Annotated in this window: 20 protein-coding genes; 8 read left to right on the top strand and 12 right to left on the bottom strand. The window is 71.2% G+C overall.

Annotation, left to right across the window (positions count from 1 at the left end; all coding sequences use genetic code 11):
* Positions 1-17: 17 nt before the first annotated feature.
* Both NCCP_RS06245 and NCCP_RS06240 read right to left on the bottom strand, forming a co-directional pair.
* The gene (locus NCCP_RS06245; protein WP_149956386.1) at positions 18-1,400 is read right to left on the bottom strand and encodes an MFS transporter; all 1,383 of its coding nucleotides are present in this window, start codon (positions 1,398-1,400) and stop codon (positions 18-20) included.
* 57 nt (positions 1,401-1,457) lie between these two features.
* On the bottom strand, positions 1,458-2,714 hold the full coding sequence (locus tag NCCP_RS06240; RefSeq protein WP_149956499.1) for a M20 metallopeptidase family protein: 1,257 nt from the start codon (positions 2,712-2,714) through the stop codon (positions 1,458-1,460).
* A 119-nt stretch (positions 2,715-2,833) separates the two neighbouring features.
* Here NCCP_RS06240 and NCCP_RS06235 point away from each other — a divergent pair, with 119 nt between their 5' ends.
* Complete coding sequence (locus tag NCCP_RS06235; RefSeq protein ID WP_149956385.1) at positions 2,834-3,820, top strand: Lrp/AsnC family transcriptional regulator; 987 nt, start codon at positions 2,834-2,836, stop codon at positions 3,818-3,820.
* A gap of 34 nt (positions 3,821-3,854) precedes the next feature.
* Here NCCP_RS06235 and NCCP_RS06230 read toward each other — a convergent pair whose 3' ends face one another.
* A complete protein-coding gene (locus NCCP_RS06230; RefSeq protein WP_225873712.1) occupies positions 3,855-5,231 on the bottom strand; it encodes a glutamyl-tRNA reductase in 1,377 nt (458 codons plus the stop codon).
* A 294-nt stretch (positions 5,232-5,525) separates the two neighbouring features.
* Here NCCP_RS06230 and NCCP_RS06225 point away from each other — a divergent pair, with 294 nt between their 5' ends.
* Both NCCP_RS06225 and NCCP_RS06220 read left to right on the top strand, forming a co-directional pair.
* Positions 5,526-6,188 (top strand): dTMP kinase, encoded by a 663-nt coding sequence (locus NCCP_RS06225; RefSeq protein WP_149956384.1) that lies wholly within the window; start codon positions 5,526-5,528, stop codon positions 6,186-6,188.
* A 101-nt stretch (positions 6,189-6,289) separates the two neighbouring features.
* Complete coding sequence (locus tag NCCP_RS06220; RefSeq protein ID WP_216364671.1) at positions 6,290-6,826, top strand: metallophosphoesterase family protein; 537 nt, start codon at positions 6,290-6,292, stop codon at positions 6,824-6,826.
* Positions 6,827-6,907: 81 nt separating this feature from the next.
* Here the strand turns inward: NCCP_RS06220 and NCCP_RS06215 are convergent, their stop codons facing one another.
* The 5 genes from NCCP_RS06215 to hrpB all read right to left on the bottom strand — a co-directional run bounded on the left by NCCP_RS06215 (position 6,908) and on the right by hrpB (position 13,209).
* The gene (locus NCCP_RS06215) at positions 6,908-7,318 is read right to left on the bottom strand and encodes an acyl-CoA thioesterase (protein WP_225873711.1); all 411 of its coding nucleotides are present in this window, start codon (positions 7,316-7,318) and stop codon (positions 6,908-6,910) included.
* Positions 7,319-7,368: 50 nt separating this feature from the next.
* Positions 7,369-8,217: an ABC transporter permease gene (locus NCCP_RS06210; protein ID WP_149956383.1), complete on the bottom strand. Its 849-nt coding sequence runs from the start codon at positions 8,215-8,217 to the stop codon at positions 7,369-7,371.
* A complete protein-coding gene (locus NCCP_RS06205; RefSeq protein ID WP_216364670.1) occupies positions 8,204-9,190 on the bottom strand; it encodes an ABC transporter ATP-binding protein in 987 nt (328 codons plus the stop codon). Before NCCP_RS06205 ends, NCCP_RS06210 begins: the two co-directional genes overlap by 14 nt.
* On the bottom strand, positions 9,187-10,374 hold the full coding sequence (locus tag NCCP_RS15095) for a LolA family protein (RefSeq protein WP_216364669.1): 1,188 nt from the start codon (positions 10,372-10,374) through the stop codon (positions 9,187-9,189). Before NCCP_RS15095 ends, NCCP_RS06205 begins: the two co-directional genes overlap by 4 nt.
* Before the next feature lie 114 nt (positions 10,375-10,488).
* The gene (gene hrpB, locus NCCP_RS06200; protein ID WP_149956381.1) at positions 10,489-13,209 is read right to left on the bottom strand and encodes an ATP-dependent helicase HrpB; all 2,721 of its coding nucleotides are present in this window, start codon (positions 13,207-13,209) and stop codon (positions 10,489-10,491) included.
* Positions 13,210-13,548: 339 nt separating this feature from the next.
* On the opposite strand from hrpB, the gene NCCP_RS06195 reads away from it, so the two are divergent.
* The 4 genes from NCCP_RS06195 to NCCP_RS06180 all read left to right on the top strand — a co-directional run bounded on the left by NCCP_RS06195 (position 13,549) and on the right by NCCP_RS06180 (position 18,186).
* Positions 13,549-14,976 (top strand): amino acid permease, encoded by a 1,428-nt coding sequence (locus NCCP_RS06195; protein WP_149956380.1) that lies wholly within the window; start codon positions 13,549-13,551, stop codon positions 14,974-14,976.
* A gap of 228 nt (positions 14,977-15,204) precedes the next feature.
* Positions 15,205-16,494, top strand: a complete 1,290-nt coding sequence (locus NCCP_RS06190; RefSeq protein WP_225873710.1) for an MFS transporter — start codon at positions 15,205-15,207, stop codon at positions 16,492-16,494.
* A 99-nt stretch (positions 16,495-16,593) separates the two neighbouring features.
* Positions 16,594-17,106 carry an SRPBCC family protein gene (locus NCCP_RS06185; RefSeq protein WP_149956378.1) on the top strand — a complete coding sequence of 171 codons (513 nt, stop codon included), beginning with the start codon at positions 16,594-16,596 and terminating at the stop codon, positions 17,104-17,106.
* A gap of 111 nt (positions 17,107-17,217) precedes the next feature.
* The gene (locus tag NCCP_RS06180; RefSeq protein WP_149956377.1) at positions 17,218-18,186 is read left to right on the top strand and encodes a diacylglycerol/lipid kinase family protein; all 969 of its coding nucleotides are present in this window, start codon (positions 17,218-17,220) and stop codon (positions 18,184-18,186) included.
* Between the two features lie 173 nt (positions 18,187-18,359).
* Here the strand turns inward: NCCP_RS06180 and NCCP_RS06170 are convergent, their stop codons facing one another.
* The 4 genes from NCCP_RS06170 to NCCP_RS06155 all read right to left on the bottom strand — a co-directional run bounded on the left by NCCP_RS06170 (position 18,360) and on the right by NCCP_RS06155 (position 21,569).
* On the bottom strand, positions 18,360-19,571 hold the full coding sequence (locus NCCP_RS06170; protein ID WP_149956376.1) for an NAD(P)/FAD-dependent oxidoreductase: 1,212 nt from the start codon (positions 19,569-19,571) through the stop codon (positions 18,360-18,362).
* Between the two features lie 86 nt (positions 19,572-19,657).
* Positions 19,658-19,999, bottom strand: a complete 342-nt coding sequence (locus tag NCCP_RS06165) for a bifunctional 3-phenylpropionate/cinnamic acid dioxygenase ferredoxin subunit (RefSeq protein ID WP_149956375.1) — start codon at positions 19,997-19,999, stop codon at positions 19,658-19,660.
* Positions 20,000-20,069: 70 nt separating this feature from the next.
* On the bottom strand, positions 20,070-20,666 hold the full coding sequence (locus tag NCCP_RS06160) for an aromatic ring-hydroxylating oxygenase subunit alpha (protein ID WP_216364668.1): 597 nt from the start codon (positions 20,664-20,666) through the stop codon (positions 20,070-20,072).
* A gap of 372 nt (positions 20,667-21,038) precedes the next feature.
* On the bottom strand, positions 21,039-21,569 hold the full coding sequence (locus NCCP_RS06155) for an Hsp20/alpha crystallin family protein (RefSeq protein WP_149956374.1): 531 nt from the start codon (positions 21,567-21,569) through the stop codon (positions 21,039-21,041).
* Positions 21,570-21,845: 276 nt separating this feature from the next.
* Between NCCP_RS06155 and NCCP_RS06150 the strand changes: the two genes are divergently transcribed.
* Positions 21,846-22,814: a D-2-hydroxyacid dehydrogenase family protein gene (locus NCCP_RS06150; RefSeq protein WP_172627317.1), complete on the top strand. Its 969-nt coding sequence runs from the start codon at positions 21,846-21,848 to the stop codon at positions 22,812-22,814.
* Positions 22,815-22,944 lie beyond the last annotated feature (130 nt).

The following is a 22,944-nucleotide window of genomic DNA, read 5'->3' as shown; positions in this document are numbered from 1 at the left end:
GGCAAGCGGGCCCGGGGCTACTTGCCGCCGAGGTCCAGTCCGCGGGATTCGCGCAGCCCCAGCACGGTTGCGGCAGTCACCAGCAGCAGGAGCACCGTATATACCCCGAAGACGGTGGTTCCGGCGGCCCCAAACCACAGGCCGAAGCCGGCCTGCAGGTAGGCGGCGCTCCCGCCGAAGGCCGCCACGCAGATCGCGTAGGGCACGGCCACCCCGATCGTGCGCACGGAGGTCGGGAACAGCTCGGCGTACACGGCCGGAACGATCGAGGCGGATCCGGCGATGAAGACCAGCATGGCGGCCATCGCCGCGCCCAGCTGCCAGGCGGAGTCGCGGACGAACCAAGTGGCAGGGAAGAAGACGGCGGCGGCACCGAGGGCACTGATGAGCAGCACGGGCTTGCGGCCGATCCGGTCCGAGAGCCGGCCCCACAGCGGCAGCGCGACGATGAACACAAGGTTCGCGCAGACCCCGGCCCACAGCGCCCCCGCCGCGTCGATGCCCAGGATGTTGATGGCGTAGGCCGGGGTGGAGACGCCCCAGACGTAGTAGACCACCGTCATGCCCACAGTGAGGCCGATCACCTGCAGGGCCTGGCGCCAGTGCCGGGCCAGGTCGGCGAACAGACCGCCGCGGGCCGGAGCAGCATGGCCCGCCACGACGCCGTCGTGCGCCGCGGCCGGAGCCTGCTCCGCCGCCTTCCTGGCCTCGAAGACCTCGGACTCGTCCATGCGGGAGCGCATGAGCAGTGCCACCAGGCCCAGCACCGCGCCCAGCAGGAACGGGATGCGCCAGCCGAATTCCGCCATCTGGCTCTTGGCCAGCAGGGTGGAGAGCACCGCGCCCAGCAGGGTGCCGAACAGGATTCCGGCGGTGCCGGAAACGTAGATCAGCGACGCCCAGTACCCGCGTCGGGAGGCCGGGGCCATCTCCGAGAGGTAGGTCTGGGCACTGGGCAGCTCACCACCGTGGGCCAGGCCCTGGATCAGGCGGGCAATGAGCAGCATCAGGGACGCGCCGGCGCCAATAGATTCGTACGACGGCGTGAGGCCAATCGCCAATGACCCGAGCGAAGCCAGTCCCACGCACAGGGTCATGGACGCCTTGCGCCCCACCCGGTCCCCAATCCACCCGAACACGAATCCGCCAAACGGCCTCGCGACAAAGCCGACGGCGAAGATCGCCAGCGTCGCAAGGAACGCGCTGGAAGGGTCCTGCTTGCTGAACAGCTGCGTGGAGATGAACGAGGCGAAGGTCGCGTAGACGGCCCAGTCGTACCATTCGACGGCGTTGCCGGCCCCGGTGCCGAGGAGCGTCTTGAGGACGCCGTTGCGCCGCGGGGTGCCGGGCGCCGCTCCGGCAGGGAGCCCGGACGGTGCGGAGTTGAGGGTGGTGGCCATGGGGGTCTCCTGGGTGTGTCGGGGGGTCGGAGTCGCGGGCAGGCAAAGCAGGTGCCCCTAGGGGCGGGTGGCGGCGAGGCGCTCGAGCGCCAGCCGCGCGTAGAGGGCCGTACCCTCAGGCAGCACAGCGTCGTCGAACAGCGCATACGGGGAGTGGTTGTAGGCGGCCTCAGCGTGGTCGGTCCCGTCCGGGACGGCGGAGAGGAACAGGAAGGCCCCGGGCACTTCCGCCAGGACCCGGGAAAAGTCCTCCGAGCCGGCCAGCGGGTTCGCCAGCTCGCGGTAGCGCCCGGCTCCCAGGAGCTCGTCGACGGCGCGGCGGGCAAAGGCGGACTCCGCCCCGTCATTGACGGTCAGCGGGTACTCCTCGCAATAGTCCACCGTGGCGGCGAGCCCGTGGGCGGCGGCTATGGATTCCAGCAGCCGCGGCACGGAGGCCTTGAGCCGGGCCTTGGCCTCCGGGGAGAACGATCGGATGGTCGCCTCCAGGCGGGCGGTTTCGGGGATGACGTTGCGCTTGGTCCCGGCCTGGAGCATGCCAACGGTGACGACCACCGGGTCGAAGACATCGAACTGGCGGGTGACCATGGACTGCAGGGCCATGACCATTTCCGCCGCGACCGTCACCGGGTCCTTGGCCGCGAACGGGGCGGAACCGTGACCGCCGGCGCCGTGGACGGTGACGAACAGGCCGTCGGAGGAGCTCATCACCGCTCCGGGGCGGGACATGACCGTCCCGCCGGCGGCCATGGAACTCATGACGTGCAGCCCATAGGCCGCGGCGGGCCGGCGCCCGGCCGCGTCCAGGACGCCCTCGCGGAGCATGACGCCGGCCCCGTCGAAGCCTTCCTCGCCAGGCTGGAACATCAGCACGACGTCGCCGGCAAGCTGGTCGCGGCGGGCAGCGAGCAGGTTTGCGGCACCGACAAGCATGGACGTGTGCAGGTCATGTCCGCACGCGTGCATCGCCCCCTCGGTCCGGGACGCATAGTGGACGCCGGTCTTCTCCTGGACGGGCAGGGCGTCCATGTCGCCGCGGAGCAGGACCACGGGCCGCTCCCCGGCGTCCCCGCCGCCCCCGGCGTCCGCGCCGGTCCCGCGCAGGACGGCGGTGACGGAGGTGGTGTCCACGCCGGTGGAAACCTCGTAGCCGAGGCCGTCCAGCGCGGCGAGGACCTTCTCCTGCGTGCGCGGCAGCTCCAGCCCGATCTCCGGCTCCCGGTGCAGCCGGTGGCGCAGGTCTGCGATGTCGCCTGCAAGGGCGCGCGCATCGTCCAGGAGGGAAACGGTCAGGTCGGCGGAGGAAGCAGGCAGGGCCACGTGCTGTCCTTTCAGTTGCGGAGTCTTACCAAGAGAGTGCCGTGACGTGGATCACCCGGAGGGCATATCCTTGGAAAACTGCACTTAGCCTGTGAAAAAGCGAAGGATCCTGCATGGAGCTGCCCCTCCACGACTTGGAACTGCTCCATGCCCTGCAAATTGCACCGCGCGCCAGCTGGACGCAACTGGGGGCCGCACTGGGCCGTCACCCCACCACGCTCGCCGCCCGGTGGGAGCGGCTCCGCGGCGACGGTATCGCTTGGGTGACCGCGCACTTGGGGACCACGGGCGCCCAGGGGCACACCGCGTTCATCGGCGTCGAATGCCGTCCCGGCCAGCGGGCCGAGGTGCTGGAGCGGCTGTGCGCGGACCCCGGCATCGCCACCGTGGAGGAATCGGCCCGCGCGTGGGACCTGCGCCTGACCGTGGTCTCCACCAGCTGGCAACAGCTGACGCGCGAGGTGGTGCCCCGGGTGCGGTCCGACGCGGCGATCCTGCGCACGCAGGTCACGGTCGCCACGCGACTGTACGCGATCGGCGGCAACTGGCGGCTGGACGTCCTCTCGCCCGAGCAGCAGCGCCGCGTCACGGCGTTGCGCACGGGCATCACGCGGCCCCCCGGGGCCACCCCGCCCCGCCTGGACCGCATGCTGGCCGTGCTCGCCCGCGACGGGCGGGCCTCCGCGGCGGAGATTGCGGAGGCGGCCGGCACCCACCCCACCACGGCGGCCCGGCACCTGCGCGAGGCCATCGAGACCGGGCTGGTGGGGCTGCGCTGCGAACTGGCGCAGGAACACTCGGGCTATCCGGTGGCGTGCCAGTGGTACGTGCGGGTTCCCCCGGCGCAGCTGGAGGCGGCCGTGCAGTACCTGCGCACGTACCGGACCCTGCGCCTGTGCGCCTCGACCACGGGCGACTCGAACCTGACGTTCTTCCTGTGGCTGCGCACGCCGTCGGACATCGTCGAGATCGAAGCAGGCCTGCAGTCCGCCGCGAGCGGGGTCCAGGTGGTCGAATCCGACGTCGGCGTGCGGACCCACAAGCGCATGGCCTGGATGCTGCGGGAGGATTCGACGGCGACCGGAGAAGTGGTCATCTGAGCGGCTGCCGGGCCGGCAACCCGGGCCGCTCCCGTCAGCCGGTCTGGGCCGATGTTTCCGGAAAGCCCGGCAGGTGGGGGTCGGAGCTTTCGTCCGCAACAGGTTGCAGGCTGAGGCCGAAAAGGACCTCCAAAGCCTCTATGTACTGATCCTGCCGTCCTGCCGCGGCCAGTTCCCTGGCCCGGACACTGGGCACGTGAAGCAGCTGCCGAACCATGCGCCGGAGGGCAAACTGCACTTCCTCGGCGGTGGCCGTGCACCCATGCCGGTCCCTCACGCGCGACATTTCCAGGGCGAGGACCTGCTGAATATAGCCGCGCAGGGCCACCACGGCCGCATCGACGGCACGCAGCTTCTGCTGCTCCTCAAAGCAGCGGGCGGCTTGCCGGACCATGTCGCTGGCGAGCATAAACTGCTCCGCCTCTTCGCGGGGCGCCGCGAGCCTTACGGAATCGAGGGTGATCAGCTCGACTTCCGGCAGGGTCCGCACGTCGGGATCGAAGTCGTGGTCCAGGGCCAGGTCGATGATGGCCAGGCGGCGCGGTGCTCCCGCCCTGAATTCTTCCAGGGCGGCAGCGTCGATGCGCGGACCGGCTCCGCTGCAGCCGACAACGACGTCGGCCCCGCCGATTGCCGCCGGCAGGTCAGCGCGGGTCAATGCCCTGGCGCCGCGGGCGGCCGCGAACTCCTCTGCACGGCCTGAGCGGGAGTAGACGGAGATATTTGAACACCGCCGCGCTTTGAGCGCGGCTATGGTGCAGCCGGCATAGGCTCCCGTGCCCATCACTACGGCGGACGCAGCAGACAGGTCGGCATGCCGGGAACCGCTGATGGCCCGTTCAATGGCTACGGCGATGATGGAGCGGCCGGCACCCCCCAGGTCGGTCCGGGCGCAGATGTCCTTGGCGGTACGGGAGGCCGCCTGGAACAGGCGGACCAGGGTGCCGCAGGCGGTTCCTGCCGCCTGGGCCTGGATGAGGGCCCGCCTGACCTGGCCGGCGATCTCCCGCTCCCCCGCAACAGCGGAATCGAGCCCGGCCGCCACGGCAAAAAGGTGCTCGGCCACCGCTGGTCCGGTATGGCGGACAAACGATGGCAGGACATCCGACGGCAACGGCCCCGAATGCTCCCGGATGTGGGCTGCCAGCGCGGAAAACACAGCATCGGTGTCCTGGGCGGAGGCGACCTCGCAGTAGATTTCGAAGCGGTTGCAGGTGGCCAGCACCACGGTTCCGCGGATCGCCGCACGGGCCGCGGCATCCACTGATGATGCAAGGTGCGTGGGCCCCGCCCGGAGCCGGGCCAGGATTTCCAGGCCCGTGTTCCGGTGGGTCGCAACCAGGGCAAGGAGCACCGGTTCCCTTGCCTGGAAGCCGGGCAAGGGAGAGGCGGAACCAGGATATTCAGACAACACTGCCTCCTTGCTCAAAACTTCTTGCTCAGAACTTCCTGCTCAGAAGTTGCCCGGCATCTGCCGCCCGTACAGCCATCCGGACGCAATGCCTGGCTACAGGATCATCCGGCCACCTTTGGAAAATCTTCAGGACACCTGTAGTCGCCGCCCGGCACCCGCCGCCGGCAGGCCCGGAGCAGTGTGCGGCATTGATTTCTGTGCGGCATCGATTTGAAGGTCCCGTACGTTGGACTCTGTAGTTGAACCCGCGCGGCTACATGCCGCAGGGCCACCGATCTCCTGAAGGGACCCATGCCTGACGACCCCGACCCGGCCGCCCCGCTGCACCGCACCCAGGACCCCGCCCCCGGGGCGCGGAAAGCGCGCACCCTCGTCGTGCTCGGGATCGACGGCGCCGGGAAGACGACGGCCGCACTGGCCCTGGTCGCTGCCGAGCGGATGGCGGGGCGGCCGGCGGTCCTGGTCCGCAACCCGGCCGGGCGGCGCTGGCTGACGCGGGTGGCCGACCGGCTGGGCGTGGCCGTGCCGGCGCTCTTGGCTGACCGTTTCGAGACCGTGGTGCGCAGCGTGAACGTGCTGGTGGCCCACCTCCGGGGGGCCCTGTTCGGCCGGAAGACCCGCGCCGGCGGAAAGCCCGGCGGACTGGTGGTCATGGACCGCCACCTGGCCTGCCAGCTGGCGCTGCGGGAGGTCCGCGGGTTGCCGCAGGGGTGGTCCCTGGCCTGGCTGGAGGGATTGCTGCCTGCCCCGGACGACGTCGTGCTGCTGGACGTGCCCGCGGAGGAGGCCTACGCGCGGATCCACGCGCGCGGGGAGGACCACGAGTCGCTGGCATACCTGCGGGCCGCCCGCACCGCGTACCTGAAGCTGGCCGCAGCCGAGGGATGGCACGTGGTGGACGGATCCGGAACGCCGGAACAGGTGGTCCAGGGGCTGCGCGCCATCCTCCGGTAGGGACCGCGGGAGGGCAGCCTCAGGGCAGGTGCCCGCGGGCATGGTGGCCAAGATACGGGGAAAGGCACGGTGGAGAAAGCGCAGTATGGCAGGATTCCCGCATGAGCGTGCGCCTGCTGTTCCTTGCCGATACCCACGTGCCCAAGCGTGCCCGGGCCCTGCGTCCGGAGCTGTGGGAGGCCATCGAGGCGGCGGACGTGGTGTTCCACGCCGGCGACTGGGTGGACGCCGCGCTGCTGGACGAACTGGAGCGGCGGTCGCGGCGGCTGGTGGGCGTCTGGGGCAACAATGACGGACCGGACCTGCGGGCGAGGCTGCCTGAGGTGGCCCGGGTGGAGATCGGCGGCGTCCGCTTCGCAATGGTCCATGAGACCGGTTCCGCGCAGGGCCGCGAAAAGCGGTGCGCGGCGCGGTTCCCCGACGCCGACGTGCTGGTGTTCGGGCACAGCCACATTCCGTGGGACACCGCAGCGCCAAACGGCTTGCGCCTGCTCAATCCCGGCTCGCCCACCGACCGCCGCCGCCAGCCGGCCTGCACGTACATGACCGGGACCATCGGGGACGGCGGGTTGCGGGACGTGGTGCTGGTGCCGCTGGGGCAGGCCCCGGCCTCCGGGCGCCCGCCGGCAGATCCATAAGCGCGCGGTGCACCCGCCCGCGGCCTCACGGCCCGCACGCGCAGGCACGCTTCCCGCCCGGGGCGCCGGGAACCTTTCCCGTCAGGTCCCGGGGGCCTGGATGAAGCGGCTGGCCTCCAGCCGGCCGCGTTCGGCGTCGGTGAGCGCGCGGGAAGACCGGCCGTCCTCCGCCATGGGAACGATCACCGCCCGGCCGTCGAACACGGCCGTATCCCCCTGGTAGCCCACGTGCCGGACGGTGAAGGACTTGGTGCCGATCCGCTCGATGCCCACGGCAACCACCATCTCCGGCCGGTAGTCGGCTTGGGCGAGGTAGTCGACGCTGAGCGAGGCGACCACGATGCCGCCACGGAATCCGGCCAGCTCGGGCTGGGCCCGGGTCCAGCGGACGCGTGCCTCCTCCATCAGCGTGACGATGCGGGCGTTGTTCAGGTGGCCGTTGGCGTCCTGGTCGGACCAGCGCAGGGCAACAGTGATGTCGGTGTGGCTCACGGTTCCGATCCTACGGCGCAGCGGCGTCCGGTCCCGGGCCGGGAACGGCTTCAGGACAGGATGTCCTTGGTGGCGAACCTGGCCCAGGCCAACCCGCCGAAGAGCAGGACGTAACCGGCCTGCAGCGCCGCGTTCTCCCCGAACGAATCCCACAGGACCGGCTGGCGCAGCAGGTCGGCGAACCCCATCCAATGCTCGGTGAACAGCCAGGGGTGCAACCAGTCCAGCTGCGGCAGCTGGCCCATGATCTGGGCGGCGACGGAGAGCACCGCCGTGGCCGCCATCGCCCCCACCGGGACATCGGTCAGGGTGGAGACGAACAGCCCCACCGCCGCGAGACCCAGCAGGGATACTGCGGCGTAGGCGGTCACCAGGCCCAGCCGGAGGAACGATTCGCCCAGCGGGATCGTGTCCCCCGAAAGCAGCGCGACCGGACCGGCCGGGAAGAGCAGCAGCCCGATGCCCACGCCGCACAGCGCCACCATGGCGGTCGCCGCCACGCAAAAGGCCGCCGCCGCCGCGTACTTGATCAGGAGCAGCCGCGCCCGCGAGGCCGGTGCCAGCAGCAGGTAGCGCAGCGTGCCGTTGCCGGCCTCCCCCGCGATGGTGTCCCCGGCGACGACGGCGACCGTCAGCGGCAGGAACAGGGGAATGCTCACCAGCATCCCCACGAGCGCGACGAACAGCCCGTTGCCGGCGACCCGGTCCAGGAATGCCGGCCCGCGTCCGGCCGGCGGCCCGGATGTGAGCCGGACGGCGAGCGCGATCAGCACCGGGACTGCGCCAAGCGCCAGCAGCATGGCCCACGTGCGGCGCCGGCGGAAAACCAGCGCCAGTTCCGAGGCGAGCAGGCCGCCCCGGGACCCGGCCCGGTGGGGCGCGCCGCTATTGGGCAACATCGAACCCCTCCCCCGTCAGCTCCACAAACCGTTCCTCGAGGCTGGGCCTCTCCACCGCAAATCCGCGCACCCGCACCCCGGCGTCCACCAGGGCCGCGACGATCCGTTCGGGTTCCGGGGCCCCGGCCGCAAGCGGAGCCCGGACGACGGCGTCATCCCCGCCTTCGGCGAGGGTGCCCGCACCGGCACCGTCCTCCGGAGCCAGGCCGAGCCCGGCGAGCACCGCGCGTGCCGCGGGCCCGTCCGGCGTGTTGACCCTGACCCGTCCGGCGCCGCCGGACCGCAGCTCCGCCAGGGTCCCCTGCGCCACCCGATTCCCGGCGCTCATCACCGCGGCGTGCGTGCACATCTGTTCGATCTCGCCGAGCAGGTGGCTGGAGACGAACACGGTGGTTCCCTGCCCGGCCAGTGACGCGATCAGGCTGCGCACCTCGCGGGTTCCCTGCGGGTCCAGGCCGTTCGTGGGCTCGTCAAGGACCAGCAGCTGGTGCCGGACGGCCAGCGCGTTGGCGATTCCGAGGCGCTGTTTCATGCCGAGGGAATAGGCGTGGACGGCCAGCCGGGCGGCCCGGCCCAGCCCCACGGTGTCCAGGGCGCGGTCCACACGCCGGGCCCGGGTGGCCGGGTCGGCGCGGCGGTTGGCGGCGTCGAGCCGCATGAGGTTGGCCCGTCCGGACAGGAAAGGGTAGAAGGCAGGCCCCTCGACCAGCGCGCCCACCCCGGGCAGCACCTCCAGTGCGGCGGACGGCATGGGACGGCCGAGCACGGTGATGGAGCCGCTGGTGGGTGCGGCCAGCCCCAGCAGCATCCTGATGGTGGTGGTCTTGCCGGAGCCGTTGGGGCCAAGGAAACCGAACACGGAGCCGTAGGGGACGGCCAGGTCGAGGCCGTGGACCACCTTCCGTTGCCCGAACGCCTTGGTCAGCCGGTGCGTGTGGATCGCCAGATCCCCCTCCGGGGACGCCGCACTCACTCCTGTCCGGCCACGGCCTGCAGCCGCTCCGTCGGGACCGATCCGGCAAAGACCCGTCCGTCGTCGGCCACCAGCACATTGACCAGCGAGGTATGCAGCAGCCGGCCGCCGTCGACCTCCGTGGCGAGTTGGCCAAGCAGCGCGGGGTCCTTCAGTTCGGCGGGGACGCATTCGGAGGGAACCCGAACGACCGTGTCCCAGCCCTCTCCGTCCATCACGACGCCCTGGCCGGCGGTGCCGTCCGAGGGTTCCCCGTTCGCCCCTTCGCCCGCGCCGCAGCCGTGTTTCCGGTCCCCGTCCTCCGGGCCGGTCCCGGGTGCGGGCCGTTCCTCCACCGTGGCGCCGGCCGGCGGTTCGAAGTCGAACAGGGCGGCGTCCGGTGCCTGGGGCGTGAAGGAGGTGTATTCGAGGTCAAGCGCCGGGTCCGCCTGGTCCACGGCCCCGACAGTGACGGCCAGGGGCACTCCCGTTTCCGCGTCGACTCCAATGGCCACATCCGCCACCAGGGTCTGCTCCTCCGGCTTGGGGGTCAGCCGAAGGGTGTACACGGCACGGCCCGCGACGGTTTCCCCTTCCTCCACGGTGAAGTTAGTGCTGGGTTCGGCTTCATCCACCAGCTTCCCGGCGATCTGCTCCGGTGTGGGAGGCTCCCCGGCGGATTCGCCGTACCAGTGCCGCTTTGCCTCCTGCTTCGCCTCGGACGGCGGCTGCGGCAGGGTGGTGTGGACGGCGGTATTCTCCGCGGAGCTGTAGCGCCAGTAGCTGGTGCCGTTGAGGATGTAGTTCTCCTCATCGGTCCCGTCCATCACCTGCACCCGCATCCTGTCGGGGCCGCCGGAAAAGACCCGCGCCTCATGCGTGCCGGAGAGCAGGGCCAGCTTCTCCGCCAGGTGGGCGTACCCGCCCTCGGGTGGAGCGTCGGTCGGGGCGTCCGAGGGCGGGGCGCCCGGCTGGCTGTGCCCGTCCTGCCCGGGCAACTGCGGCAGCCCCAGGTTGGCGGTCTTGCGCAGGTGTCCGGAGAACGCGGCGCCCTCGGAGGAGGCCATCATGGCGATCACCTGTTCCGGGCTCTTGTCCGGCAGGTCCTGCGCCGCGGCGGTCAGCGGGGAAGCCAGCGCGTACGCGGCGATTATCGCCGGCACCGCGGCGGCAGGCATCCATTTCTTCAGCACAACGGGTTTCATGGCCATCATTCCATTCCAAAGGCTTGATACAGCCACGGTACGCCGGGCTCCGGCCCCGGGCGATGCGGGGAACCCACAAAAAGTCGGGCCGGGTGACGTGGCCGGGGCCTGCCGCTACATCCGGTTCTTGGTCTTTGCCGTCGCCGGGGCCGTCCAGGGATCCTCCGGCCAGGGGTGCTTCGGATAGCGGCCCCGCATCTCCGCGCGGACCTGCGCGTAGGGTCCGGACCAGAAGGACGCCAGATCGTCCGTCACGGCCAGCGGCCGCCCGGCCGGGGAGAGCAGATGGAACAGCACCGGCACCCGCCCGGCGGCCAGCCGCGGGGTCTCGGCCCACCCGAAGCACTCCTGAAGCTTCACCGCCACCACCGGCCGGCCGGCGTCGTCCACGTCGGGGTAGTCCACGCGCACCCACGAACCGCTGGGTACCTGAAGCCGCTCCGGGGCCAGTTCCCCAAACCGGGACGCCTCCGGCCACGGCAGCAGCCGCCGCAGCGGTTCGGCCAGGTCGATCCCGCCCGCCGCCGCTCCCGCGGCCAGCTTCTCCATCTCCGGCGCCAGCCACTCGCCCAGCCGGGCCAGCAGTGCGGATTCGGAGACATCCGGCCACGGCGCGCCCAGCTCCCGGCGGACCAGGGCCATGCGGCGGCGCAACGCGTCCGCGGCGGGCGACCAGCCAATGATCCCCAGGCCCCCCGCCGCCAGGGCCCGGGCCACTGCCTCCCGCCCTTCCGCGACGGAGGGCCGCACAGGCGTCGAGGACAGCACGATCGCCCCCAGCCTGCGCTCCCGGCGCGCGGTAACCCGGCCGGCGTCGAACCGCGCCTCGACGCGCCCGGTGAGCAGGTGCCCGGCGGCAGCTTCCGCCGTCTCAGCCCCCAACGGTGCCGCCGCGCGGATGACCGCGCCCGTTCCCGCCGCGTCGCGGCCCTGGGCGCGGGAGACTTCCGCGACGGCCAGCCATTCGTACCCTGCCAGCGCGCTGCCGGCCGGCAGCCCGGCCCGCGTGCCGGAGGCCAGCAGGTATGTCCCGTCCGCCACCCGGTGCGCCACCCGCTCCGGGAACGCGAGCGCGACGACGAACCCCGGCGCCTCCGCGGCCGGCACCGGGCCGGCGGGTTCGCCCGGGGGAACGGTGCCGGGGACCTGCTCCCGCGCAAGGCCCTCCAGCCGCCGGGTTTCCTCCCTCCAGCGCCGGGCGGCCGGGTCCTTCCCCGAGCGGAGCCCGGCCAGCAGCCGGGTCAGGTCGGCCCCCGGGGCGCGCAGGTCCGTAGACACCATGGCGACGACCTCCGCAGCGGCGCGCCGGCCCTCCTGTCCGGGGCCACCCGGCCGTGCCGCACTCTCCGGCTGGGCCGAACTGTCCAGGAGCACAGAGTCCTTCAGGAGCACAGCACCGTCCAGCAGGGCGCGTGCCAGCCGCGGATCAGCGGGGATGCGGGACAGGGTCCGGCCAAGGTCCGTGGCGCGGCCGGAACTGTCCAGCGCGCCCAAGTCCTGCAGGGTCCGGACTGCGTCCGCCAGCGCCGCCGGCGGCGGGGCGTCCGGCAGGGCCAGCCCCTCCCCGCCGGGCGCACCCCAGCAGGCCAGGACCAAGGCGGCGCCGGTCAGGTCGGCGGCAGCGATCTCCGGGGTCGGGTGGGCGGGCGCGGCCGCGAAGCCCTTCTGGTCGTAGCAGCGGATGACAGTGCCGGGCCCTTGCCGGGCCGCGCGGCCGGCGCGCTGCTCGGCGGAGGCGCGGGAACAGGAGACGGTCACCAGTCCGGTCATGCCGCGGGCGGTGTCGCGGCGGGGTTCGCGCGCCAGCCCGGAGTCCACGACCAGCCGGACGCCGGGAACGGTGAGCGAGGATTCGGCCAATGCGGTGGAGACAATGATTCGGGGCCGGCCGCCGGGGCCGCGGCCGGAAACGGCGCGGTCCTGCAGGTCCGGGGCCACCTGTCCGTGCAGTTCCAGCACCTCCGCGCCGCCCTCGGGCCGGCTGCGGCCGCGGTCCCTGAGGCGGGCGGCCACGTGGGAAACCTCCCGGGCGCCGGGGACAAACACCAGCGCGTCGGTGCACGGGTCAGTGGCCAGTGCCTCGGCGTGCGCTGCAGCCGCCGTGTCCGCCACGTGGTCCAGGAAGGCGCGGGACACCCCGCGCCCGTCCAGGCGCGGGGTGGCGGCCGGCGCCCAGCGCACCTCCAAGGGATGCAGCGCCGAGGGGCAGTCGACCACCGGAGCCGGCCCGGTTCCGCCCGCCCCCAGGAGGGACGCGAACCGCGGCGCGTCCAGCGTCGCGGACATCGCCACCAGGGTGAGGTCCCCGCGCAGCTGGCGGACTTCACTGAGCATGCCCAGCAGCAGGTCGGTTTCCAGTCCGCGTTCGTGGACCTCGTCCAGGACCACCGCGTCGGTGCCCTCCAGGCCGGGGTCGGCCAGCAGGCGGCGCACCAGGATGCCGGGGGTGACGAATTCGACCAGCGTCTCCGGACCCGCGCGGCGCTCGCCGCGCACCGTGTATCCCACGCGCCCGCCCAGGCTGCCCCCATCCGGCCCGGTGCCTTCCTGCCCGGAGCCTTCCTGCCCGGTGCCTTCCTGCCCGCGGCCATCCAGGAAGGCCAGGCGCCGGGCGGCCGAGCGCGCGGCGACGCGGCGGGGCTGGGTGACCACGACGCGCGGGTTCCGGAGGCCTCCACCTGCCGGGGCCAGCAGGTTGGCGACCAGCGGCGGCACCAGGGTGGTCTTGCCCGTGCCGGGCGGGGCCTGAACGACGGCAGCGGCCGCCGGCGCTCCCGGGCGCAGCACCGCGGCGAGCCGGCCCAGCGACCGGGCAAACACGAGTCCGTCCCCCATGGCCTCCAGATCGAAGGGGCGGGCGGAGCGGGGTGGGCGAGGCGGGGCAGGAGTCACCCGTCTATTCTGTCCGCACCGGCACCAAACGCCGCCCGCCACCTAGCCACATTCCATAAGAAGGCCCACAATCGAAGCATGTGAGGGAGGACACCCTTCGGCAGCGCCAAAACCACATGCGAAAAGCCAAAAATCGCTCTTTGTTCGAAAAGGGGATTGTGCATTTCCACTTGTTCGACCGTGCCAATTTGGGCACCTGCACATGATCCCTCTCACCTAGCGCATTTAGGGTAAGGGGCGGTTCAATTCACGGAGATGCGTCTCCCACATCAGAAGCGGCACATGAATTCACAACCCGAGCTCCAGAAATCCCTGAAGCCCCGCCATCTTTCCATGATCGCCATCGCCGGCGTCATCGGTGCGGGCCTGTTCGTTGGCTCCGGCGCGGCCATCCAACAGGCCGGCCCCGCCATCCTCGTTGCCTACGCGGCTGCCGGCCTCGTCGTCGTCCTCGTCATGCGCATGCTTGGCGAAATGGCCGCCGCCAACCCGGAAACCGGCTCCTTCTCCGCCTATGCCGACAAGGCGCTGGGCCGGTGGGCCGGGTTCAGCATCGGCTGGCTCTACGCCTGGTTCTGGATCATCGTGCTGGGCATCGAAGCCACCGCGGGCGCGGCGATCATGCACCGCTGGATCCCCGGCGTCGACCAGTGGGTGTGGGCCCTGATTTTGATGGTGCTGCTGACCCTGACCAACGTCTGGTCCGTGAAGTCCTACGGCGAATTTGAGTTCTGGTTCGCCTCCATCAAGGTCGCAGCGATCTTCCTGTTCCTGATCGCCGGCGCCGCGGCCATCATCGGCCTGGTCCCCGGGGTCGAGGCCCCGGGCCTGAGCAACCTCGTCGGCCAGGGCGGCTTCATGCCCAACGGTGCGGATGCGGTCCTGGCCGGCGTGCTCGTCGTTGTCTTCTCCTTCTTCGGCGCGGAGATCGCCACCATCGCCGCCGGCGAGTCGGAGCACCCCGTGGACGCCGTCAAGAAGGCCGTGAAGTCCACCGTCTGGCGCATCCTGCTCTTCTACATCGGTTCCGTGGCGATCGTGGTGACCCTGCTCCCGTGGGATGACGCCTCCGTCGCGAAGAGCCCCTATGTCGCGGTCATCGAACTGTTCGGCATCCCGGCCGCCAGCACCATCATGGATGTCGTCGTCCTCACCTCGGTGCTCTCCTGCCTCAACTCCGGCCTCTACACCGCCAGCCGCATGATCTTCTCCCTCTCCACCCGCGGCGACGCCCCGCGGGCCTGGAGCCGTATTTCCAAGCGCGGCGTGCCGGTGTCCGCGGTGCTGGCCTCCACCGTGGTCGGCTTTATCACCGTGGGGATGAACTACATCGCTCCGGACACCGTCTTCCTGTTCCTGGTGAACACCTCCGGCGCCATCGCCCTGTTCGTCTGGCTGGTCATCGCCACCTCACAGCTGGTCCTGCGCCGCCGCGCCGAGGCCGCCGGGGCCGAGGTCCCGCTGAAGATGTGGCTGTTCCCGTACCTCACCTGGGCCTCGATCATTGCCATCGTCGCCATGACCGTCGGCATGCTGTTCGTGGACGCCACCCGCGAATCGCTGCTGCTGTCCCTGCTGCTGGCGGCCGTGGTGGTCGGCATCGGCCTGTGGCGGTACCGCCTGCACCACCCGGCACCGCTGGACCACGAGACCGAGGTCCGTGCCGAACTGCTGGAAGAGGACGCGGAAAGCCACGTCCACAACCCCTAGCCCACCGGCACTCCTTCCTTAGGGCCCCGCCGCCCCCTCCCCGGGGGCGGCGGGGCCCTGCGCCGTTGAACGGGTTCCCGGGCGGGGGCGCGGTGCCGTTCGTCAGCCACGAACGGAGAGACCACCGGTAAGGTTTATGGGGACCCGGATCCGCCGGGCCCACCGCCCACCGCTTCCCTGGAGGTCACTTCGAACCGCCCTCCAGCATCCGTCCCGACCCTCCCGTGGGTGCTCGCCGGCATCGTGATCCTGGCCCTGATCCTGCGCGCACCGATCATCGCTCCGACCGCGGTGATCGGCGGCATCCGGGCCGACACTGGGCTCTCGGCCGCCGGCGCCGGCCTGCTGACCGGGCTGCCCGTGCTGCTCTTCGCGCTGGCCACCCCGCTGGCGACCCGGACCATCCGCCGCTTCGGCCCCGAGGCGGCCGTGGTGCTGTGCCTGGCCGGAGTGCTCGCCGGCACCGCCATCCGGTCGGCCGGCCCGGCCGCCGTCGTGCTGGCCGGGACCGCCGTCATCGGAGCGGCCATCACCGTGGGCAACATCGCGGTCCCGGTGCTGATCCGCCGTGACGTTCCCCCGAAGCGGATCGCCATGGCCACCGGGATATACATCGCGGCCATGAACGTCGGATCCATGGCCGTGCTGTTGAGCGTCCCGCCGCTGGCCAATCTGCTCGGCTGGCGGTGGGCCATCGCCGCATGGGGAATCGTGACCGCCGCCGGCTTGGCCTGGTGGCTGCCCCGCGCCCGCCGCCGCCCTGCGGATGAGGCGCCCGCCGGGAGGCTGGCCGGCACCGCGTCCCCGCATCCCGCGGACCAGGGGCCGACGGCGGAAGCCTCCGCGGCCGGGCCCGGGACGGGTGGGCTCGGGACGGGTGGGCTCGGGACGGGTGGGCTCGGGACCGGCGGGGTCCGCGCAGGCGGACCCGGTGCGGCGGCACGGACGGACACCGCGCGCATCCGGAGGATCACCGTCCTGCTGGCACTGGCCTTCAGCGGCCAGTCCGCCGCCTACTACGCCACCACGGCCTGGCTGCCGCTGATGCTGTCACAGACGCGCGGACTGGAACCGACCGCGTCGGGAGCCTCCGCCTCGCTGTTCCAGATCGCCGCCATCGTCGGCGCCCTCGGGGTCCCCCTCCTGGCGGCCCGCACGAAGATCTGGATTCCGACGGCGCTGGTCGGGCTCTTCTGGGTGGTGCTGCCGATCGGCCTGCTCGCCGCGCCGGCGGGGTACGTCCTCTGGTCGGTCGCTGGAGGCATCGCCCAAGGCGGAGGATTCACCGCCGTCTTCTCGATCATTTCCATGGTCATGCGCAGCAATGCCGAAACGGCTTCCGCCTCCGCCCGCGTCCAGGTCAGCGCCTACCTCACCGCGACCTGCGCGCCTCCGGCGGCCGGCTGGCTCAACACCACCACCGGAGGCTGGAGCGCCCCGCTGCTCCTTATCCTCGCGGCCACGCTGGTCTACTCCGTCGGGGCGCTGCTGGCGGCCCGTCTGGCGGAGCGTTCCTAGGGGCTGGTACGGTCCCGGAGGAGGGCCCCTCATCGAGGCGCACGACGTCGAACCCGACCGCCGGCGCTTCGCCGACTACAGGAAGCCGTGGAACGCGCCATGACCGAACGCACCGAAATCACCGGCACCGTGGCCGACCTCAACGGCGAGCCCCATCTGGTGCTGTCCCGCACCCTCGACGGGCGGGCGTCCGACGTGTGGCTCGACCTCACCGACTCCGACCGGCTGGGGCGATGGATCGGGCACTGGGAGGGGGATCCCTCGAGCGGGACCGTGCAGTTCTTCATGACGGCCGAGGCCAACGACCCCCGGCCGGAGCGGTGCACAATCCTCCAATGCGACCCGCCCCGCCGGTTCGCCTGCGAGACGTCGGTGGAAGGCGACGCCTGGTACCTGTGGTTCGAGCTCGCGGAGGCCGGCGGCACGACGACGCTCACCTTCGGCCAGCGCCTGAACCCCACCGATGACGTGGGCTCGATCGGGCCGGGATGGGAGTACTACCTTGACCGGCTGGAGGCGGTGCGCGCCGGCAGGGACACTTCGACCGTGGCGTGGGGGGACTATTTTCCGGCGCTGCAGCCGGCCTACCTGCGCCTGGTCGCCTCCGGCTAGGCCCCGCAGGACTTGCGCCACCAGCCCGGGCTTCCTTCCCCGGCCCGCCGGCCGGGACTATTTCCGGCCGGCGGCCTATCATGGCCGTGGAGACGATGGCAGGGGGCGCAGATGGCGGAACCCGGTTTTCTGGTCTCGGTGAATACCGCGGCCGGCAGTGCCAACAGGCGTGCGATCGATGCCGCCCTCGAGGTGCTCCGGCACCAGCCTGCCGGCGTCGAGGTGGCCGACACCGCCAGCGTCGAGGAGCTGGACCGTGCGTTGGAGGGCCTCGACGGGCGGCGGCTGGTGGTGCTGGGCGGGGACGGTTCCCTGCATGCCGCAGTGCAGTGCCTCCACAGCAGGGGCCGGCTCAAGCAGAGCGGTCCGATCGGGCTGGTCCCGCTGGGAACCGGAAATGACCTGGCCGGGACGCTGAACATCCCCCTGGATCCGGCGCAGGCGGCCCGCGTCGTCCTGGCGGGGCAGGCACGTCCGATAGAACTGCTGGTGGCCGACGACGGCGGCGTGGCCGTCAACGCCGTCCACGTCGGCATCGGCGTGGCCGCGGCGCAGAAGGGGGCCGCGGCCAAGCGGGCCCTGCGCCGCTTCAGGCTGGGCAAATTGGGCTATGCCGCCGGCGCCATTGCCGCAGGCGCAACACAGCCGGGCTGGTACCTCGAGGTCGCGGTCGACGGCAGGGTGATCCACGGCGGTGATACCCCTGTCCTCATGGCGTCCCTGGCCCTGGGCGGCACGATCGGTGGCGGCGCGCGCCTGGTGCCGGAGGCGGACCCGCATGATGGACAGGTCGACGTCATTGTCTGGGAGGCCGTCAGCCTTCCCGCCCGGCTCGCCTATGCCCTCGAGCTGCGGAGCGGCAACCATGCCAAACGGGATGACGTCAGGGCCGGCCGCGGCACGGCCGTCACCATTTCCAGTCCCCGCGCGCCGTTTTCCACCAGCGACGACGGCGAGCTCCAGGGCCCCTTCACCCGCCGGTCCTGGAAGGTGGAGCCCGCGGCCTGGCAGGTGATTGTGCCGGCCCCGGACCGGACCTCGTCCTGCGGCCCGGCCTCCACCTGGCCTTCCACCACATAGGCCTGGTGCAGGGTGCCCGGGCCGTGCCGGAGTCGTAGCGGCGGATGCGCCAGGCCGGGGATTCCCTGGTTTCGTCAAAGTACGCGGCCTGGCCCGGAACGCCGATGGACAGGGCGGCCGGAGCTGCGTTCTCAGTCATGGTTTTCACGCTTCCTTCGTTGCCGCTGGTGGCCTTAGCGCGCCAGCTTTTTCAGGTCGATGGACGGGTCGGCCAGCTTGTCCCGGTCCACGAGGATCCGGCGGTCGATGATGCGGCGGGCGGCGCGGACGGCCAGGCCCCCGTCGATTGCGGCACAGCCGACCAGGTAGCCCTGCGGGTCCACGCGCAGTGCGATGGCCGGCTTGCCCCCGTCCTCGCGGATGATCGTGGTGCCCTCGGCGGCCATGGAGCCGACGCCTTCGACGTGCACGCCGTGGCGGTCGGACCAGAACCAGGAGGCGCCGTGGACGGGCAAATCCTGACCCAGCAGGGCCGCGGCGGCGGTTTTGCCCGTGAACATTGCGTGCTCCCAGTGCTCGGCGCGGCGCAGCAGCGTGCCGTCCGCCATCCGGGTGCGGGCGGAGTCCCCGGCCGCGTAGACGTTCGGGTGGCTGGTGCGCTGGGACTCGTCGACCAGGATTCCGTTGTCGATGTCCAGTCCGGCGGATTCGGCCAGCGCGGTTTCGGGGACGATGCCGATGCCCACCAGCACGACGTCGGCGTCGATGCTTCCGTGCTCGCCCATCTGGATGCGGTGGCCGGCTCCGTCGGCGGCGATGGCGGTGGGGACGCCGGTCACGACCTTGATGCCGTGCTCGGAGTGCATGTCGTGCAGGCGGCGGGCCAACTCGGGCCCCACTGCGGGAACCAGCGGCGGATCGACCGGGTCGATGAGCACGACCTCGGCGCCGAAGGCCAGCGCGGAGGAAGCCACCTCGGCCCCGATGAGGCCGGCGCCCACGATCGCCAGGCGGACGCCCGGGACCAGCAGGGAGCGCAGCCGGTCGGCGTCCTCCCGGGTGCGCAGTTCCACAACGGACTCGAGGTCCCCGCCCGGGATCGGCAGGCGGCGGGCGTGGCCTCCGGTTGCGAGGACGATCCTGTCCGCGACGAGTTCCGTGCCGTCGGCTAAAACCACGGCCCCCTCGTCCGGACGGAGCGCGGTCGCGGTACCGGTGACGACGCCGACCTTGTGGTCCTCGAACCAGGCGGCCGGGGCAAACTGGATGTCTCCGGCACCGCGCTTGCCAAGCAGGTAGTCCTTGCTCAGCGGCGGACGGTCGTAGGGCAGCCCGGCCGGGTCGACGATGGTCAGCGCGCCCTCGAAGCCGCGCGAGCGCAGTTCCTTCGCGACGGTAAAGCCGGCCATGCCGCCGCCGACGATGGTGACGGAGTTCAGGGACATTTCAGGAATCCTTGGGGGTATCGCATGGTGGAGCGCTTAGGAGGCGGACCGGCCAGCCGGGCCGCCTCCTAAGCGCCGTGCGGGCTTTAGGCCTCGGCGGGGACGTTCGGGTAGAGCAGGACGTCCCCGTCCCGGACTTCGACCTTGTGGGTGCGTGCCGCAATGGTCGCCGGCATGCACAGGGCCTCGCCGGTCTTGAGGCAGAACCTGGCCGAGTGCACCGGGCATTCCACCTCGGCGCCTTCGATCCAGCCGTCCGCCAGGGACGCGGTCTCGTGCGTGCAGGTGTCGTCGAGGGCGTAGAAGTTTCCGTCCTCCGCGTGGAAGACCGCGATGTCCTCGCCGGTGCCGTTCTCCTCGGCGGGGATGACTTTCGCTTCGCCTTCGTCGATATCGTCGACGGAGCCGATGTTGATGGCGTCGCTCACTGGAATTCTCCTTGGGGTGTTAGTGGCTATTGGTTCTTGTTCTCGTGCCAGGCGGGCTCGTTCATGAGCGTCACCCAATGACGGTAGAACCCGCGTCCCGCGGTGTCGGAATAGGGCTCGGAGGTCTGCCCCGGGTAGGTGCCGTCCCGTGCTCGCTGCCGATGCCCATCTGGAAGTTCAGCGGGACGTTGTTGGTCACGAAGCCGTGCGAGATCGCCTGGACCTCGGACCAGTTCTCTCCGTCATCGGCCTCGAAGATACCGGAGGGACCGAAGGTGCGCAGGTTGTACAGGCGCTGGGCGTCCTTGACATCGTCCGGCATGGACTTGTCGACCAGGCTCCAGTCCTTCTTCTCGGAGTCCTCCGGGTAGGCCTGCCCGTTCGGCACGGACTGCAGCGCTCCCTCGAGGTCGAAGGACCAGCCGTGGTAGGTGCGGGTGAACATCTTGGTGGCGCCGGCGTCGGCCCGGAAGAACCAGCTGCGGGCGAAGATGCGGGGCATCTCCTGCTTGTAGAGGCCCCCGCCGGTGTAGACGGAGCGGTCGATCAGGCCGCCGTCCGCGTCGACCAGCGTCGAAACATCGAGGTTCCCGGACAGTTCCCCGGGCCTGGGCATGCGGCCGATGGCCGGATTGGCCTTCGATGCGCAGGAGTCCGTGGTGGTCATCCCGATCAATCCTCCAGGGGCTTTAGTGGTGTGGGGATGTTTGCGTCCATCCCACACCACGGCCGCACCAAGCGGCCAGTCCCCGTGCCGAACCTTGGGACGGGAGGTTCGTCCAATTCCCCGTTCCTGCGGTCGCACTGATCGGCGCCGCCATCGCCACGGCCCGCATCCTGCGCGGGGGCAACTCCGTCGTCGTCGCGGAGGTCTCCGTCGCCGACGCCGACGGCAAGGAACTGGTGCACTCGACGTTCACCTGCGTGCTCAAGGAGCGCAGGCTCGGCAGGTAAAGCCGCACCATCCACGAGCGACGGCGGACTGCCGCCCCGGAAGGGGCGGCAGTCCGCCGTCGCTGCAGTGCGCCACGGGTGGGCGCTAGCCCTCCTTGTGGCCCTTCTTGCCACCCTCGCGGGCCGCGCCGGTACCCTGTTCGACCTTGCCCTGCTCGACCGCGCCCTGTTCGACCTTGCCCTGTTCGACCTTGCCCTCGATCATCTCACCGCGGCCGCCTCCCGCCTCCACGGCGATCTTGCGGGGCTTGCTGCTCTCGCGCACCGGGATGGTGACGCTGAGGACCCCGTTCTCGTAGCGGGCGGAGATGGCCTCGGTATCCAGGCCCTGTCCCAGGCTCAGCTGACGCAGGAAGCTGCCTCCGCGGCGCTCCCGGGTGATCCACTTGACGCCTTCGGCGTTAGCCAAGGTCCGCTCGGCACGGATGGTCAGCAGCTGGCCGTCCACGTCGATGTCGACGGAGCCCGGGTCGACGCCCGGAAGGTCGGCATTGAGAATGTAGTGGTCGCCCTCCCGGAACAGGTCCATCGGCATCTCGCGCAGCGCGGAACGGGTGTCAAAGAACGTGCTGGCCATGCGGTCCAGTTCGCGGAACGGGTCGAAATTCGTTGCCATGACGATCAACTCCTTGGAGTCTAGGAACCGTCGGAGGTTCCCTGGCTTTGCTCGTATTTCCGTGGCAGGCCATGCGGCTCCACCACTTCTTTTTTAGCACTCTGGCACTGAGAGTGCCAGAGTTTTCTTGCCCCTTTTCCCCGCTTCAGGAACCGCCCCCGCTGCCGGTTTCGCGCTCCCGCGGCGGGAGGCCTCCGCACCGCCGCCGCGCCGTTGGCATAGCATCAGGACGGAAGCGGGCACCGGGAAATGGCACTGAGGAAAAAGGCGGCGGGCATGGCGAATCGGTTGGCGGCGAGGCTGGCGATTTTGGACGACCACCAGGGCGTGGCCCGGGAGATGGCCCCTTGGGAGGACCTGGCCGGGCGCGCGGAGACCACGTTCTTCCGCGGCCCCTTCCCCTCCGCCGAGGCGTCCGTCGCCGCCCTGCAGGGCTTCGACGCCGTGGTCGCCATGCGCGAGCGCACCGCCTTCCCGCGCGCGGTACTGGAGCGGCTGCCGGACCTGGAACTGCTGGTCACCACAGGAATGGCCAACGCGGCGATCGACATGGACGCCGCCCGCGACCTGGGCATCACGGTGTGCGGCACCAGCGGGTCCCCGGCCGCCGCCCCGGAACTGGCGTGGGCGCTGCTCATGGCCGCAGCCCGGGACATCCCCGCCCAGCAGGAGGCCCTGCGCGCCGGGCACTGGCAAACCAGCGTGGGGTCCGAACTGGCCGGCCGGACCCTGGGCATCCTGGGTTTGGGCAAGATCGGCACACGCATCGCCGGCTACGCCCAGGCCTTCGGGATGGAGGTGATCGCCTGGAGCCAGAACCTCGACGCCGAAGGCGCTGCCGAAGCCGGGGCGCGGCTGGTCACCAAGAGGGACCTGTTCGCGCAGGCGGACATCGTCACGGTGCACCTGCGCCTCTCCGGGCGCACCCGCGGGCTGGTCGGGGAGGCGGAACTGCGGCTGCTGGGCCCGGAGGGGCTGCTGGTCAACACGGCACGCGGTCCCATCGTGGACACCGACGCGCTGGTGCGCGGCCTCACCGAGGGCTGGCTGGGCGGCGCGGCCCTGGATGTGTTCGATGCCGAGCCCCTGCCCGCCGGGCATCCGCTGCTGGAGGCCCCGCGCACCGTGCTCACCCCCCATTTGGGGTACGTCACGCGCGAACAGTACCGGATCTTCTACGGGCAGGCCCTGGAGGATGTCACCGCCTGGCTCGACGGGACCCCGGTCCGGGTGCTGAACGCCTGAGCCCTGCCTTCCCGCCCACGAACTCCTCCAACAGTTCGGGGACCAGGGCGGGTTCGCGGGTGCCAAGGACCGCATCCCCGGGGTTCCGGTGGCATCGACGGGGGGTTTCTGGGAATCTGGGAGTCGGCGG

Origin of the sequence: Zafaria cholistanensis (genome assembly GCF_008580665.1) — a bacterium.
In the GTDB taxonomy this organism is placed as follows: domain Bacteria; phylum Actinomycetota; class Actinomycetes; order Actinomycetales; family Micrococcaceae; genus Zafaria; species Zafaria cholistanensis.
The sequence above is the reverse complement of the archived record's forward strand: the minus strand, read 5'-3'. Positions and strand labels throughout refer to the sequence as shown.